Below are 16,708 nucleotides of genomic sequence, written 5' to 3' on the forward strand. Positions count from 1 at the left end.
GACCTTCCTCACCAGCCGTAAGAATAGTATAAAACGCCGCAGCAAAATTTTCATTATTCTGTGGTGCCCCGTGAGGGGCATGGATGGCTAACGGGCACTATAGTTCAATCAACAAAGGCTGTAGCAGATCAAAGGATCTGCTACAGCCTTTGTTGAAGTAAAGGGAGGATAGTGCAACAAAACAAGAAGAGCCTCGATTTAATGAGTGCTCCTCTTAGTCATAATAGTAATTATTGAGCCAATCGAGAATGCAATTGCCAACACCTACAAACGTATAAGCATTAAAGAAAAAGGTATTTGTATATTGATTTAATAATGGGTAGCGGTACAGTTTATATTCAGGATTATCCCAATTACCTAGAAAAATCATTTTCATCAATAAAACGAATTCCTCCATATATCGCTGCATCAACGATAATACAACTACATAGAAGAATAAAGTTTTTGGTTATTTTGTATTTGCTTGCCCAAGCATGTGCCAGAACGATTGTTATCCACAGTAGTGGTAAGTAAACAAGTGTAGATAATGACGACTGGAACATCTTTGTCAGCCCGAAACTAGAGACAAACTTGCCGGGTATTTTCGGAGCTCATTAGGGCGTTGAGAACCTGAGATCTATACAATAGATACATTGGGAGCCGCATATACTGCGGTTTTTTTCTTTTATGAGAATCATATTCTTGGTCTACTGGTGAATTTAGCTCAATCTAACGAATGACCAGCCCGCCTGACTGTTTTCCTATATTCAAGGGGGTTTGTTTTGGCTATTTCTTTGAAGACGCGTCCGAAGTGGCCGATGTTCTCGTAACCAACGCGCTCAGCGATCATCGTAACCTTCCAATCGGTCTCCCGGAGCAGCCTCTGTGCCTCGTTGATCCGGATGCTGTTTACATATTCGACGAAGGAAAATCCGGTTACACGCTTGAACATGCGGCTTAGATGATAGGGACTGATGTAATGCTCTTTGGATACGGATTCCAAGGATAAAGGCTCATCGAAACTGCCGTTGATGGCGGCGACGATTTCGGCAATTTTTTTATGGGCGGGGCTCTCATGTTCGAAATCCTCTACGCTTCCGAGGTTCATCCGGCGTACACACCATATGAGCAGTCTAGCCAATTGAGCCTGGAGTGTCGTTTCGGAGCCTGGCAGAGCATCGCTTGACTCCTTCAGCATCTCTAATAACAGGGTTTGCACCCATTCCCGCTCCTGAGGGGGGACCGAAAGCCGTCTGATTTTCATCCGGAACGGTTCGTACAGCAGCGGCTGGCTGAAATGGCGCAAGAAGCCGTCGGCGAAATTGATCAGAATACGCTCGTGATTCGGCAGACGTACGTCGCCTGTTTTGTGAAGCTCGTATCTATCAATGAATACAAGATCGCCTTCGCTGATACGATAGGTCAAGTCTTTAATAAAATAAGTCCGTTCGCCATTGATTAAATAATAAATTTCGTATTGGTCGTGAAAATGATTCTTGTGCATGGTGTAGAAGCCGTTCCGTTTATGGTGGTGGATGAACAAATCTTTCTGCATTCTATTGTCCCCTCCCTTTACTCCATATTAGTGCTATATTCTGAAAAAAATGCGCAAGAATTGCGAAGAAAGCGGGATAACTTCGCAATTATTCGGCAGAAAGGAATGTTTTACTGCGTTACAATGAAAGCGCTTAGAAAACGAGAAAGGGGAAGTAGCTTAGATGAAAAAAAAATATGCGTTGGTCGGTACAGGCGGACGCGCCGAATTCTATTACGGGGCACTTGCAGGGGAATACCGTGACCGTACCAAGCTCGTCGCCTTCTGTGACATCAACCCTATCCGGCTATCTTATGCGAACCGGCTGCTCAGGGAAAAGTACGCCCACCCCGAAATCCCCGTTTACGGCGCAGATCAGTTCGATGCGATGATTGAGAAGGAGAAGCCCGACACCATCATTGTCACGACTATAGATAGAACGCATCATAAGTACATTATCCGGGCTATGGAGCTTGGCTGCGACGTCATTTCCGAGAAGCCGATGACGATTGACGAGGACAAGTGCCAGGACATTCTCGATGCGGTGAAACGGACCGGGCGCAGCCTCAGAGTTACTTTCAATTATCGCTATGCACCACATAACACCAAAGTACGCGAACTAATAATGGATGGCGTTATCGGCGAGGTTCATTCCGTCCATTTCGAATGGCTGCTTAGCACCGAACATGGTGCTGATTATTTCCGCCGCTGGCACAGGGATAAACGGAACAGCGGAGGGCTGCTCGTCCATAAGTCGACTCATCATTTCGATTTGGTTAATTTCTGGCTGGGAACCCACCCTCTATCGGTATTTGCCATGGGCGGTCTCATGTATTACGGACGCGAAAATGCGGAACGCAGGGGAGTCACGCAATTTTACCAGCGGGCGCTCGGCAGCGATGCGGCAAAAAAAGACCCGTTCGCGCTTCATCTGGATTCTAACGATCATTTGAAGGCGCTGTATATGGACGCGGAGACAGCAGACGGCTATCAACGGGATCAAAGCGTGTTCGGCGACGGAATTAGTATCGAGGATACGCTTGGAGTTATGGTTCGATACGAGAACCAGGCGTTGCTGACTTATTCGCTTAACGCTTACCAGCCTTGGGAAGGGTTTAATGTCGTATTTAACGGCAGCAAAGGGAGAATGGAGCTGAAGGTCGTGGAACGATCGTACATCAACTCAGCGGGGGCGAAGGAGGATGAGGGAGCACTTTCCTACAAGCAGTTGACCGTACAACCGATGTTCCAGAAGGCTTATGAAGTCGAGATTGAGGAAAGCAGCGGAGGGCATGGGGGAGGTGATCCGATTCTGTTGAACGATCTGTTCGGAGAACCGGAGCCCGACCGCTTGAACCGCGCTGCCTCGCATATTGACGGAGCCTTATCGATTTTAACGGGGATTGCAGGCAATGTCTCCATGCGAACCGGACGTCAGATCAGGATCGAGGGTTTGGTCAAATATTAATTTTTGCAAGATTTGCAGTCCTATTTACGAACACGTGTAACATATATTGGAAATAGATACGTCGTTTGAGAGGAAGCAACCAAATTCATGAAAGTAACCATTAAGGATATTGCCCGTGCTGCAGGCGTAAGCCATCCCACCGTATCGAAAGCGTTAAACGGCTCACCGGGAGTGAGCAAAGCCGTCCGCGAAAGAATCGTTAGTATAGCCGAACAGATGAACTATATCCCGAATCAGGCCGCTCGAAGACTAGCCGACAAGAAAACGCAGACCATAGGTTTGCTATGGCCAAAGTCGGAAGCATTATTCTTTCATCACCTCAGCCTGCAGATTCAGCAGGAAGCCGCCAGGCGGGGACTGGACGTGATGATTTCGCTGGCTGATCCGCCCCGCGGACTTCGCGCGTTCAATGAGCATTTCGTCGATCGGATCATCTTCTGGAGTCCTCCGGGATGGCAGCCTGATATGGCCTTCATCAAGCAGAAGGAACTCTTTCACGGGCGTATGCTTCTGATTGGCGGCGGCGTCCTGAAGGGCGCGCACCGGATCGGCATTGACCGCAGCGGAGCGATTTATGAGGCCGTTTGCTATTTGGCGGCTAAAGGACACCGCAGAATTACCTTCGTCGGAGACTCCTCCGACAAGCAGCTGGGCTTCACCAGAGGCGTTCTGGAACAGCGGCTGGACTACCATGAGCATTACGTGATTGCCGCCAAAGAGGGGGATCCCTTTCCCGAACAGCGGGTCGCGGAGCTGCTGGATAGTCCCGACAGGCCGACGGCCTTTATTGTCGACAGTCAATCTTACGCCTTCGGGCTGATGAAGCTGTTCAGAGATAGGGAAATTCGTATGCCGGGTGACTATTCGTTAATTGTATATGACGATATTCCGGAGATGGAGAGGATGGAGATTCCAGTGACAACGGTCGGTCCCTCTATTGGGAAACTGGCAGCGCTTGCCTTGAAAATCATAGCCGGCAAAGAGGGGCAGGGCCAAGACCGCCTGGAGGATATTGAGATCAAATGCGAGCTGAATGTGCGAAAATCTACTGGACGCCTCTAAGTGTATGCAGTTGCGAACACGTGTAACTTTTCATGCAAGTTATTTCGTTCCTATCAAAGGGAGGTTCTTCTATGAAAAGGTTCAAACTTTTCTCGGCATCCGTTTTGATTGTGTTCTCCGCTGCAGCCTGTTCCTCGGAAACGACCTCGAATACTCCTTCGGCCAGCACGTCCGTCGAACCATCGGCTGCTCCGAAAGAAGTCACTTTAAAAATCGGTTTGCCCGGCAGCTATGATATTACAAGCAAAAAAATCATCGACGGCTTTGAGGCGAAGTACCCCAACATTAAGCTGCAGATCGAAGAAGCGCCTTGGGCTGATTTTACAACCAAAATCGTAACGAATATTGCGGGTAACAACGCGCCTGACATCTGGTTTCAGGAAAATGCCGTTATCCTCGGTTACGGGACTCGGGGCGTTGCCGAAAACCTCGAGCCGTACATTAAGCGAGACTTGAAGACGGAGGATTATATCGATTCCTTGCTGTCCGCCAAGACGCCCGACGGTAAAATCTACGGCATTCCGCACGGCGTGAACCCGATCGCGCTTGTGTATAATAAGAAACTCTTCCAGGAGAATAATGTCCCGTTTCCTACCGACGATTGGACTTACCAAGATATGATTGATACGGCTAAGAAATTGACGAAGGACACAGACGGCGACGGGAAGACGGATATATATGGTTTTCAAACGGCTAGCTCTATTACCCAGGGATGGATCCCATGGATCAAAGCATCCGGGGGCTCAGCGCTTGATGCAGGCTTGACAAAAGCGACATTCACCGATCCGAATACGATCGAAGGCTTGACCCGTTGGTCCGATACGATACTTAAGGATAAAATCAGCCCAACCCGCGAGATGCAGACGAACCAGAATTATTTCCAAAGTGAACAAACGGCGATGACATTCCTTCAATATTCCGGTCAAATCAACTTGAACAAAAACAAGCCTGATTTGGACTGGGATGTCGTTAAGGTTCCTATAGGGTTTAACGGCAAACGGTTCGTCCCAGTGGTTGTCAACCAATGGCTGATCTACTCCAAGGCGAAACCTGAAGCCAAGGAAGCGGCATGGACGTTCCTAAAATATTATTTAAGCGACGAAGCACAGACGTTTTTATCTGAAAGCGGTGCCAGCTTGCCTGTGAAGAAGACGACGCTTGAAGCGCTCGAGAAGTCGACCGGCAAGCCGGCGAATAAGCAAGCCTTTACGAAAGGGGTCGAGGAGGCGGGAGGCACACTAGATGAGAATCCGTCCTGGAACGAATGGCGCGCAGCGGCGACTCCGATATTGAACGATATCCTTGACGGTAAAATATCGCCGACCGACGGAGCGAAGGAAATACAGCAGAAAGTGCAGTCCGTTTTGGACGAGAATAAATAAGCACGGACTCCAAGGTCCGGTCGAATGAGGTGCTTTCGATGCGCAAACAAGGCTGGTGGGGCTTCTGCTTCACCCTTCCTTTTTTAATACAACTAGCCGTCTTCTTCCTGTTCCCGTTCTTCTTCTCGTTTTATTTGACATATACGAAATGGGACCTGTTCAACGCGCCGCATTGGATCGGACTGAGGAATTGGTCGCTAATGGTGCATAATGACGTATTCTGGCTGGCGCTTCGCAATGTATTCTACTTCGCGCTGCTGTTCGTGCCAGGTCAGACGATAGTCTCCTTGCTGCTGGCTTACATGTTGAATTTGCAAATTCGCGGGAAAACGTTTTTTCGGCTGGTTTACTTTCTGCCTGTCATTACGCCTTGGGTGGCCGGAGGACTGGTGTGGCTCTGGATTTATAATAACGAATTCGGGATTCTGAATTGGGTGCTGGAATCTCTGGGTCTAAACAGGGTCAACTGGATTCGCAGCGAAAAATGGTGGCTGGTCATCGGCTCGATCGGGATCGTTAATATTTGGAAAGGTGCCGGATATTCAATGGTGCTTCTCCTTGCGGGGATGCAAAACATTTCTAAAGACATCATGGAAGCTGCCCGGATCGACGGTGCCAACGGCTGGAAATATTTCACGAAAATTACGATACCAATCGTATCTCCGATGGTTTATATGGTCATGATCCTATCGACGATTTCGGCGTTTCACGCGTTTGACGTGTTTCTGGTTATGCTTGGCGAGAAGGGAGACATCAACTCCATTCATGACAGGAATATGGTGCCCAACATTATGATCTATCGCGACGCTTTCCTGAACGTCAAGATGGGCGCAGCATCCGCTTGGGCCTGGGGTTTATTCATTATCATTCTGCTGGTAACGCTGTTTCAGAAAAAAATGGAGAAAAGGTGGGTCCATTATGAATAAGCCGTCGTTAGGTCTGAGATGGACCGCTTACATCGTATTGATCGGCGGCTTGCTGTTCATGCTCGTACCGTTTCTGCAGATGCTCACTACGTCACTCATGAAGCCAGGCGATGAATTGACGCTGCCGCCAAAACTATGGCCCGATCCGTTTGAATGGAACAATTACTATAAGGTTTGGGTCGAGGTTAATTTTGTACGGTACTCGATGAATAGCATATTTGTCACCGTTCTCGATATGGCGGGCATGGTCATCTCCTGCTCGTTAGTTGCTTACGGACTTGCGTTTTTCGAGTTTAAAGGACGCGGCCTTATTTTTCTGGCGATGCTGGGGACGATGATGCTTCCATCGCAGGTCACGATGATTCCAACTTATTTCATATGGAAAGAGCTGGATATGCTCAATACGTATTATCCGCTTTACCTGCGCAGCTTTCTGGGAGGAGCATTTGGCATCTTTCTGCTGCACCAGTTTTACAAAACGCTTCCGAGGGAGTTGTACGATGCGGCTTGGGTGGATGGGGCGAATCCATGGACCATCTTTTATAAAATTTATCTGCCCCTGACAAAACCGGCAATATCAGCTCTGGCCGTATTTACCTTCATCAGTTCGTGGAACAGCACGCTGGAGCCGCTTATTTATTTACAGGACAAAAAAATGTATACGCTGCCTCTTGGACTACTGTTTCTTCGCAATGAAGTAGAAAACAAGACGACTATGATTATGGCCGGTTCCGTCATAACGATTATTCCGGTTCTGATTGTGTTTCTCTTCGCTCAGAAGCAATTCATTCAAGGTGTCGCATCTTCGGGATTAAAAGGTTGACTGCATAAGGAACAAAGGGAATAGAAAGGAGGGAAACGGAGATGGGAGCAGAATCGGCGACACCCGTATGGACGAATATGCCCGATATTTGGGGAGAGGGAGCACTGTTTGCATTTTCAGGGCTTGACGGAGCTACCGACACACGGTCGCAGTTCGTCGCTGCCGCAGGATCGACAGGCTACAATCTGCTTATTCATACGCCTGCCCGCCGGCTGCTTAAAGTTCGAACGGCCGATTCCGGCAAGGTACGGATCGCCACGGGTGATGTGCTGATTGCCGATACTGCCGGAGGCGAGATGATGATGACGTATGCAGCCTGGCATACGCTGATCGGTCATCTGCCCAATGATGGAGCAATAGCCATCGAGTTCGCAGACGGCGAAGGGGAGAACAGGGATAGGATGATACGGAGGATGGAGGTGCGTTCTGATGGAGGAAAGCTAACGATCACTGAGGATTCCGCAAACGGGGATGTTATTGCGCTTCTGTTAGCTGCGGATGAACGAACCTGGACATTGGCTTTCGGGACGAATTCGGCCGAAGCAACGGATCGCGCAGCTGTCGCCCTCAAGCTGGATCGGCATCAGGTGGCGAAGGAAAGACTGGCCATCTATGACAAGCTGCCCTTGCTTGACGATCCTGCAAGAGCCAGGCTGTTAAAAAAATGCGTAAGCGTCATGAAAGTGAATACGCTCTCTGCCGAGGCGTCAATCGGCCAGATGTGGTCGACACCTGACCGGGTACCGCACAGAGCCATGTGGCTGTGGGATTCCGTCTTTCATTCCTTCGCCATGAACAGCATAAATGCCGATATCTCCTGGATGTTTCTCCGGAGCGTGCTCGAGACTCAGCTTGGCGACGGGATGATTCCGCATATAAGCAGAGTAGACGGTACGGTTTCTTCCATTACGCAGCCTCCTATACTGGCTTGGGGCGTTTGGGAGAATTTCCGGTTTACGAAGAATCGGACCGCTCTGGAATATGCGCTGCCGCGTCTGGAGCGTTATATGGAATGGATCCTTGGGCACCGGGATGGTAATCATAACGGACTTCTGGAATGGATGATCGAGGGCAATCCACTTTGCCGGTCCGGCGAATCCGGTATGGATAATTCTCCGAGATTCGATGAGGCGGTGCAGCTGGATGCCGTGGATTTTTCCTCCTATGCAGCCGCTGATATGAAATATATGTCCCTGATCGCCGAAGAGCTGGGAGACAGTGAGCGAGCTATAAATTGGTCCCGGCGTTCGGCTGATATGTCGGCAAAAGTCCACAGTACACTGTGGGACGAAGAAGACGGATTTTATTACGATCTTGCGATGGACGGCAGCCTATCGAAAGTGAAATCTGTAAGCGGTTTCATGCCACTACTGCTTGAGGATATACAGGCAGCAAGGACGGAGCGCCTGCTCACAATGCTGCACGACCCGCGGCACTTCGGAACAAGGCTGCCTGTTCCCAGCACCGCCGTCTCCGAGTCTTCATTCTCCACGGACATGTGGCGCGGACCTGTGTGGCTCAGCACGAATTACCTGGTTATTACGGGGCTGCGCAAACAAGGGAAGGAGGAGGAAGCGCGGAAGCTGGCAGAGAGAACGATTGCTGCTTTACAGTTCTGGTATGAGCGATATGGCGTCATTTTTGAATATTTTGACGCGGTAGACAACACCCCTCCGCCCCAATGCTGCCGGAAGGGTCAGCCTCTGCAGCAATACGATCTGCGTCGAAAGATCGACCCGATCCGCGATTTTCACTGGTCGGCTGCATTAACCGCCCGTCTGCTGTTAGATTACCAAGCCATGTCCGGTTAGCGCGAAATACATGTAAGTTAATTTCTAGTCACAGTTACTTACGAAGGTCAACTAACCGTCACTCCGGTTTATATTTGGGAGCTAGTCCAACATATTTCTGAGAGGGGTTCTGAGGTATGAGTGACCAACAGACAAATCCGAATGAAGAAATTGCGGAAGTTTCCACCAAAGACAGATCGGGGATGAAGTTAAACCGAAGGGAGCTGCTCGCTTCCATTGGGGCGGGAGTGATCGCCTTTACTGTAGGAGGCCTGATCAACCCCAAGCTGGTGTTGGCAGCCACGTCCGCGTCCACTACTGACAGTTCAAGCAATAAACCGTGTATGACCGTGACGTTGAGCGGATTGAGAACAACGGCAGATCGTCTTCCTGAGGCTGCCTACTATGTGACGGATAAAGGCAAGGAAGGTTTTTTCCTGGTTGACAACGCAGATACGACATCGGCGGACAATAACGGAACTGTAGTCGTAACGACGCAGGGGAAAAGATTCAAGCGGGTATTCGGAGACACCATTGTACTCTCCTGGTTCGGCGCTGTTGGTGACGGTGTGACCGATGAAACGCAGGCTTTGCAGAATGCCCTTAACGCCGCAGCCGGCAAACGTCTGTATATCCCTAAGCAAAAAGCCAGTTATTATTTGTCCGGCCAATTGATCGTGCCGAGCGACATTGTTATCGAATTCGAACCCGGCACCGTGATCCAAGCGATCGATACGTTAAAAAAAGTAGCTCCCTATGAACGGCTGGTCCGAATTAAAAATGCGAAGCATGTGCATATCATCGGCAACGGGGCTACCCTGCAAATGAAGCAATCTGCTTACACCTCCGGGGAACAGGCGCATATTTTCGATATCAGCGGTTCGGAAAATGTCGTTATCGAAGGGATCCATGCGAACGACAGTGGTGGGGACGGCTTCTATATCGGCAATTACGAAGCGTCTCAGCCGTATAGCAAGGATATTGTCCTGCTGAACTGTACGGCTAACAATAACCGCAGGCAGGGGCTTTCCGTCACTACCGTGGACGGTTTGCTGGTGCAGAGCTGCAGGTTCACGAGCTCGGCGGGCACAGCTCCAAAAAGCGGAGTCGATATCGAGCCCAACAACAGTTCAGGCAAAGACCCCCTGAAAAAAATCCGGTTTGTGGATTGCGTGGCCGAGGGCAATGTCGGGCGGGGCTTTCTCGTTGCGCTTCAGAAGATGACTGCAGCTAATCCGCGCATTGATATTACCTTCGAGCACTGCCGCACCAAAGGCAATTCCTTCGGCAGCTCGGTCAATTACGGTGGGGAAGGAGCGAACGCGGTTAAGGGAGAGGTTAAGTTCATCGATTGCGTGGCGGAAGAGGAGCAGTATGCCGGGTATTCGGTCTTATCCAACTCTCCGGACAGCATCAAGGTGTCCTTCATACGCTGCCGAGCGGTCAATTGCAATACGGTGAATATGCCTGAAGACCCCTATGGTTACGGCTCTTCTTTCATTGTCACGACCGTGCCGCAATTTCCAAGAACGGCCATCGGCAACGTTGAGTTTGTGGAATGCGCTTCTATCGATGAGCGGCCGGTACCCTTGATTGCACGCGGATTTTCAGTTAAGAAAAATAGCAAGGAAACCATTCGAGACATCCGGTTTATCAACTGCACGGCTAAAGGGGGACAGCAGCGTCTGCTATATGTAGATCCGGCTGCAGACCTGGTGTTCGCAGACCTGTACCCGCGGCCGGAGCTCACGCTGTCGTCCGAAGCAGTGATTGACTCGGGTGCCAATGGACATCTTGTCACCAATACAGGCGCTTCTGGCGCATCTGCGTTCACGCTGCCGCCGTCAAGGAAGGGACAGCTGATATCGTTCGCGGTTGAGACGGCTTATCCGGTCATGCTGACGCCGCAGTCCGGATCGTCGATCCGAACGCCTACCGGTCTCAAGGGACAGCTTCAATCCGCGAATCCCGGCGATTTGATAGCTTTAAGCGGGCGGGCCGACGGTAACTGGGATATCGTCGGTTTAGTAGGCGGATGGTTTGAAGCTGCGGCTCCCCAAACGACTGAAAAACCGGTTACCGAAACGACAGAACCGCCGGTTACAGAAGAACCGGCTCCCGGAACGATTGAGCAACCGGTTACCGATGGAACCGCAACTCCAGCTCCCGAAACGCCACCGGTTACAGAAGGAACGGTACCAATCGGGGAATGAAGGAGCCGCAGTTCATAGAGAACAAGTCCGTGCGGGATAAGGAGATATGAAAAAAGATGGCTGATTTCAGTAAATTAATTTATTATGCACCGCAGGCAGCAGCCGGAACGCCGGAGCATATTGAAGCGGATATATGCATTTATGGCGCCACTCCTGCGGGGATAGCCGCAGCTGTTCAAGCAAGCCGGATGGGGCTCCGCTGCGTAATAGCCGAATTCGGCAATCATCCGGGAGGGATGACCGCGAGCGGGTTAGGCCGCACGGATGTCGGTAACAAGGATGCTATCGGCGGAATATCCCGGGAATTTTACCGAACGATCGGCAGGCATTACGGCAGCGATGAGCCGGACGGCTCCGCATGGGCCTTCGAGCCGCATATAGCGGAAGCTATTTTTGCAGAATGGCTGGAACGTGCGGAAACGCCTGTGTATTACCGGCAGCATCTTGACACGGTCGAAATGAAGAACGGCAAGATCGTCCGTATGCAGATGGAGAACGGTAATTCTTTCACAGCCTCTGTATTTATTGACGCTACCTACGAGGGAGATTTGATGGCTCGGGCAGGTGTGTCCTTTCATGTGGGCCGGGAAGCGAACTCGGTATACCGAGAGACGTTGAACGGCATTCACTTCGGGCATCCGAAGCATAATTTCTATGCTTGGACCGATCCGTACAGGATCCCGGGGAAACCAGGCAGCGGACTGCTTCCAGGCATCAGTGATGAATCGCCGGGCTATCAGGGACAGGGAGACCGCAGCGTCCAGGCTTACAATTTCCGTATATGCCTGACGAATGTTCCGAATAACCGGATCGCTTTTCCCGAGCCGCCGAACTATAACCCCGACCGGTTTGCGCTGCTGGCCCGGTACATCCATGATGGGGTATGGGATACTTTGAAGCTGAATAAAATCATGCCCAGGGGCAAATCCGACCTGAACAACCGAGGCGCGGTCAGCACCGATCATATCGGGGCTAACTACAATTGGCCGGAGGGGACCTATGCTGCTCGTGAGGCTATCTTTCAGGACCATGTGAATTATAATCTGGGGATGCTCTATTTTCTCGCGAATGATGAATCCGTCCCGTCCCACGTCCGTGCGGAAACACGCCAGTGGGGATTGCCAGCTGACGAGTTCAAAGAGACGGGCGGCTGGCCGCATCAGTTATATATAAGGGAAGGCCGTCGTATGATTGCCGAGGTCGTCATGACCGAGCATCATTGCCGTAAATATTCCGTGGTAGAAGATTCCGTCGGACTCGCTACGTACACAATGGATTCCCATAACTGCCGAAGGCTTGTGCTGGACGGCCGGTGCGTCAATGAAGGCAATGTGGAAATAAACCCTATCGGTCCATATCCGATTTCCTATCGTTCTATTGTACCTAAGGCAGAGGAATGCACGAATCTGATTGTGCCTGTTTGTCTATCCTCTTCACACATCGCCTATGGTTCGATTCGCATGGAGCCCGTATTCATGATTCTCGGGCAATCCGCGGCAACGGCGGCCGCGCTTGCTATGGAAGCCGGCTGCGCCGTGCAGGAGATCGACTACGCCAGGCTTCGTGAACGACTGGTACTAGACGGACAGGTGCTGGATGCGTAGCACTATGTCTTAAGTTAGCGGCCTGACGTTCGTATATCGTCAGGCTCTTTACGTTGAAACATGAAGGAGGCGATTATTATCAGCCGACCATTGGACCTATCGGAGCTGGATACACCGGCAGTGCTTATCGATTTGGATATACTCGAACGAAATATCAAGTGGACGGCGGAACTGGCGAGGCGTGCCGGAGTGAAACTAAGGCCGCATTTCAAAACGCACAAAAGTATATGGATTGCGCGCAAGCAGTTGGAATACGGCGCTTGCGGCTTAACGGTCGCCAAGCTTGGCGAAGCGGAAGTGCTTGCTGATTCGGGGGTCGAGGATCTGTTAATCGCCTTTCCGCTTGTCGGCGAAGCCAAGCTTGGCAGGCTTCGTGCGTTGATCGACCGCGGGATCAAGGTTACCATATCCACGGATCACGCTGCCGTAGCTGCAGATATATCCCGTTTGGGCGAATCCCTTAATTACCGTATTCCGCTGTATGTCGACGTGAACACCGGCCTGAACCGGTGCGGCGGCGAGCCGGGCGAGGAGACCGCCGCTTTGATCCGGCAAATGGCAGGCATGCCCGGTGTCGAGGTCCGAGGGCTGATGACCCATGGCGGTCATGCCTACGGCAAGAAGAGCCTGAGCGAGCTCCGGGAAGCAGCCGCTGAAGAGGTCGGCGGCCTGGTCCAAACGAAGGAGTTGCTGGAAAGGTCGGGCATTCGGATTCCCGAAATCAGCGTAGGATCAACTCCGACCTCCAAGTTTATTGCGGAACAGACAGGGGCTACGGAAACAAGACCGGGCGCCTACGTGTTCGGCGACATCTCCCAGCTGGCGATCGGTTCCATCACCATGGATGAGCTTGCCATGACCATCTTGGCGACCGTTGTCAGTACGCCTCGCCCCGGGACCGCCATTATCGATGCAGGCTCGAAAACATTCAGCAGCGATACGAATCCGCACCGTCCGGGTTACGGCTTTCTCCGAAGCGATCCATCGGTGTACATCGAACGCCTCAGCGAAGAGCATGGCATCGTCAAAGTTCCCGAAGGAGTACAGTTGTCTATTGGAGACCGGCTCGAATTTATTCCCAACCATTGCTGTACCGTAACGAATTTGCACGATGCCCTGCATGGCGTACGTCACCGGAAGGTTGAGAGGCTGATTACCGTTGATGCTCGCGGCCGAATCCAGTAATTATTTTGCGAGAAAGGTTGATTGCTATGCCTAAAGCTTATAACGTCCCTGAGGCTCCACAGTTTCCGCTGCCATTTTCTCATGCCGTCCAAGCGGGAGATTTCGTTTATGTTTCCGGGCAGGTTGGCGTGGATCCCGTTACGCGTGAGGTTGTCGGTTCGACCATCGAAGAACAGACCCGACAATGTCTCCGGAATATCGAAATCATCTTGGAGCAGGTGGGCCTTACACTGGATCATGTCGTAAAAACGAATGCTTTTGTCAGCAAAACGGAAGATTTCCCCGGATATAACCAGACCTATGCCGCGGTGTTACAGCAGCCTTATCCCGCAAGAACCACGGCGCCTGTCGATATGGGAGCCTATCTGGTAGAAATCGATGTTATCGCCTATGCTCCGGCAAAAAGAACGCAGGGATTACAAAATAGCTAGGGAGGGTATGCGGGATGGAACGCGATCGGTTATCGCAAGCGATCCGCCTATGGGTGGAAGAGCATCGGGAGGAGGCTGTTGGACTAGCGGCTAAGCTAGTACAAATACCAAGCGTCAACCACCCGCCTGATGGGGATGAAGCGGAATATCAGCGATTTCTGGCCGATTGGCTGCAAGAAGCAGGGGCTGAGGTAGATATGTACCAGCTTATGGATGTGCCCGGCTTAAAGGTTCATCCGGCTTATATGGACAGCAGGGTGTATACGAACCGTCCGAATGTAGCGGGGAGTTTTTTTGGCGGTACTGGCAGATCGCTGCTATTTTCAGGGCATGCGGATACGGTTTACCAGGGTACAGAGCGGTGGAATTACCCGCCTTTTGGCGGTGAAGTGCATGACGGCTATCTGTACGGCCGCGGCGCATATGACATGAAGGGCGGCATGGCAGCCGCCATGATGGCGGTGAAGTGTCTGATCTCGCTGAACGTTCCCCTTGCGGGGGCGGTACACATCGAGAGCGTCGTTGATGAAGAGCACGGGGGAGCGAACGGGTCACTGGCCGGCAGACTGCGGGGATTAAATGCCGATATGGCGATCATTCCAGAGCCCTCCAATATGAGGCTCTATACGGCACATTTGGGCGGAGGCATCTGGAAAGCGCGTTTCGAAGGGAAAAGCGGGATCGGCTTCTCAGGGGAGGAGCTCGTAAGCGCATTGGACGCAACGGTCGAGTTCGCCGCCATGCTGAAAGCATTCCGCGAATACCGTCTCGGCAGGTTGACACCCCATCCCCTATGGAAAGGCGGCCGCGAACCCGAGGTAACGCTGCTTAGTATTTACTCCGGGGATGCAAGCCGCGAGCTTCAGGAGAAGCTTCCCGCAACGGGAGAGCTTAACTTCTGGATCGAAGCTTATCCCGGAGTGACCGGTGAGGATATTTTGGCTGAATTATGGGATTATTACGAAGCCCAGCTGGTTCATTATCCGACGCTTGTCAAATGCCGTCCGCAGATTAAGCCGCTGATTCGATACTTAAGCGGCAGTGAAATGCGCAGGGATGACAGCACAGACAGCTTCTTGCAGATTGCCGCCAGAACCGGCCAAGCGGTGCTTGGGGTTCCCATCGGTCCGCCTCAGGGTTCTCCGTTCGCATGCGACGGCTTTATGTTTAATCTATACAGCAGTACGCCTGCATTAATATTAGGTCCAAGCGGGGAAAATGCCCATGCGGCAGACGAATGCCTCGAACTCGATTCTTACGAGCGCTTGATCCGCTGGTATGCGGAAATTCTCATTGACTGGTGCGGACTGCTTCCTTAAGAAAGGATGAATCAGCATGAAGCTTGCAGTAATTGGGATGTATCATGAAACGAATACATTTGCCCCGGGCAGGACGGGATTGGAGGCATTCAGCACCGAATGGGTGCTCGGCAATGATGAATTCCTTAGCCGATACAGGGACACACGCACTTCGATGGGAGGCGTAATCGATGCGGTTTGCAGTGAGGGTATAGAGCTTGCCTGCGGATTGTATGCAGGAGCAGTACCGAGCGGGATGATAGCAGCGGATGCGGCAGATCACCTGATCGGCGCAGTCGCCGGTTCGCTCGACACGACATCGGATGGCGTGCTGGTTATTTTGCATGGAGCTATGGCAGCTGAGGGGCTTCCTGATGTGGAAGGCGAGCTGTTACGGCGGGTGCGGGAACGGCTCGGGCTATCTAAGCCCATTGCGGCGACGCTGGATCTGCACGCGAACATAAGTCCCGAGATGGTACGCAATACCAATATTCTCGTGGGCTACGATACGTATCCGCATATCGATGCGTATGAGAGGGCGGTTGAAGCGGCTGCACTTCTGATCCGGACGATCCGCGGTGAAATCGTACCTACGCTTGCAATGGCGAAGCCTGGCATGTTGGTTGTTCCTCAGATGATGCCGACTCATGAAGAAGGTCCGATGAAGGAATGGATGGACCGGGCATTTGCCATGGAGCTTGAACCGAGGGTATTAAATGTTACGGTGGCAGGGGGATTCCCCTACAGTGACGTGCCGGACGCGGGAGTATCCTTCGTGGTGACAACCGATAAGGATCCGGAATTGGCGGTACGTTATGCCGATGAGCTAAAGCGGATGGCTTGGGACAGCAGGGAACGGTTCGCCTACGCGGCTCTGCCGGTGGAGGAAGCGGTGTCCAAAGCGATGGAGATCGCGGAAGGCCCCGTCATTCTGGTGGAAGGCTCGGATAATGTCGGTGGCGGAGCGCCTGCAGACGCACCCATACCCTGGCTCTTCTGACCGTCCCTTCGAA

The 16,708-nt window shown here is 51.7% G+C and carries 13 protein-coding genes; 12 read left to right on the top strand and 1 reads right to left on the bottom strand.

From position 1 onward, the window contains the following. Window positions 1-703: 703 nt before the first annotated feature. Complete coding sequence (locus EV294_RS07145; protein ID WP_132305330.1) at window positions 704-1,534, bottom strand: helix-turn-helix transcriptional regulator; 831 nt, start codon at window positions 1,532-1,534, stop codon at window positions 704-706. A gap of 163 nt (window positions 1,535-1,697) precedes the next feature. Between EV294_RS07145 and EV294_RS07150 the strand changes: the two genes are divergently transcribed. From EV294_RS07150 to EV294_RS07205, 12 genes are all read left to right on the top strand, one after another. Further along, entirely contained in the window at window positions 1,698-2,981 is a 1,284-nt protein-coding gene (locus EV294_RS07150; RefSeq protein ID WP_132305332.1) for a Gfo/Idh/MocA family protein, read from the top strand. Window positions 2,982-3,068: 87 nt separating this feature from the next. Next, a complete protein-coding gene (locus EV294_RS07155) occupies window positions 3,069-4,043 on the top strand; it encodes a LacI family DNA-binding transcriptional regulator (RefSeq protein ID WP_132305334.1) in 975 nt (324 codons plus the stop codon). A gap of 71 nt (window positions 4,044-4,114) precedes the next feature. Then, entirely contained in the window at window positions 4,115-5,425 is a 1,311-nt protein-coding gene (locus EV294_RS07160) for an ABC transporter substrate-binding protein (protein ID WP_132305336.1), read from the top strand. 38 nt (window positions 5,426-5,463) lie between these two features. After that, window positions 5,464-6,351, top strand: a complete 888-nt coding sequence (locus EV294_RS07165) for a carbohydrate ABC transporter permease (RefSeq protein ID WP_132305338.1) — start codon at window positions 5,464-5,466, stop codon at window positions 6,349-6,351. Then, window positions 6,344-7,174, top strand: a complete 831-nt coding sequence (locus tag EV294_RS07170) for a carbohydrate ABC transporter permease (RefSeq protein ID WP_132305340.1) — start codon at window positions 6,344-6,346, stop codon at window positions 7,172-7,174. Before EV294_RS07165 ends, EV294_RS07170 begins: the two co-directional genes overlap by 8 nt. A gap of 41 nt (window positions 7,175-7,215) precedes the next feature. After that, window positions 7,216-8,985: an amylo-alpha-1,6-glucosidase gene (locus EV294_RS07175; protein WP_132305342.1), complete on the top strand. Its 1,770-nt coding sequence runs from the start codon at window positions 7,216-7,218 to the stop codon at window positions 8,983-8,985. 116 nt (window positions 8,986-9,101) lie between these two features. Next, window positions 9,102-11,177, top strand: coding sequence for a right-handed parallel beta-helix repeat-containing protein (locus tag EV294_RS07180; RefSeq protein WP_132305344.1), 2,076 nt, complete (start codon window positions 9,102-9,104; stop codon window positions 11,175-11,177). 56 nt (window positions 11,178-11,233) lie between these two features. Beyond that, a complete protein-coding gene (locus EV294_RS07185) occupies window positions 11,234-12,781 on the top strand; it encodes an FAD-dependent oxidoreductase (RefSeq protein ID WP_132305346.1) in 1,548 nt (515 codons plus the stop codon). 60 nt (window positions 12,782-12,841) lie between these two features. Further along, window positions 12,842-13,966: an alanine racemase gene (locus EV294_RS07190; RefSeq protein ID WP_132305348.1), complete on the top strand. Its 1,125-nt coding sequence runs from the start codon at window positions 12,842-12,844 to the stop codon at window positions 13,964-13,966. A gap of 26 nt (window positions 13,967-13,992) precedes the next feature. Next, the gene (locus EV294_RS07195) at window positions 13,993-14,397 is read left to right on the top strand and encodes a RidA family protein (protein ID WP_132305350.1); all 405 of its coding nucleotides are present in this window, start codon (window positions 13,993-13,995) and stop codon (window positions 14,395-14,397) included. Between the two features lie 14 nt (window positions 14,398-14,411). Next, window positions 14,412-15,716, top strand: coding sequence for a M20 family metallopeptidase (locus EV294_RS07200; RefSeq protein ID WP_132305352.1), 1,305 nt, complete (start codon window positions 14,412-14,414; stop codon window positions 15,714-15,716). Window positions 15,717-15,732: 16 nt separating this feature from the next. Continuing rightward, window positions 15,733-16,695, top strand: coding sequence for a M81 family metallopeptidase (locus tag EV294_RS07205; protein WP_243711591.1), 963 nt, complete (start codon window positions 15,733-15,735; stop codon window positions 16,693-16,695). The last annotated feature ends 13 nt before the right edge of the window (window positions 16,696-16,708 follow it).

This window comes from Paenibacillus sp. BK033 (assembly GCF_004345425.1).
GTDB lineage: Bacteria > Bacillota > Bacilli > Paenibacillales > Paenibacillaceae > Pristimantibacillus.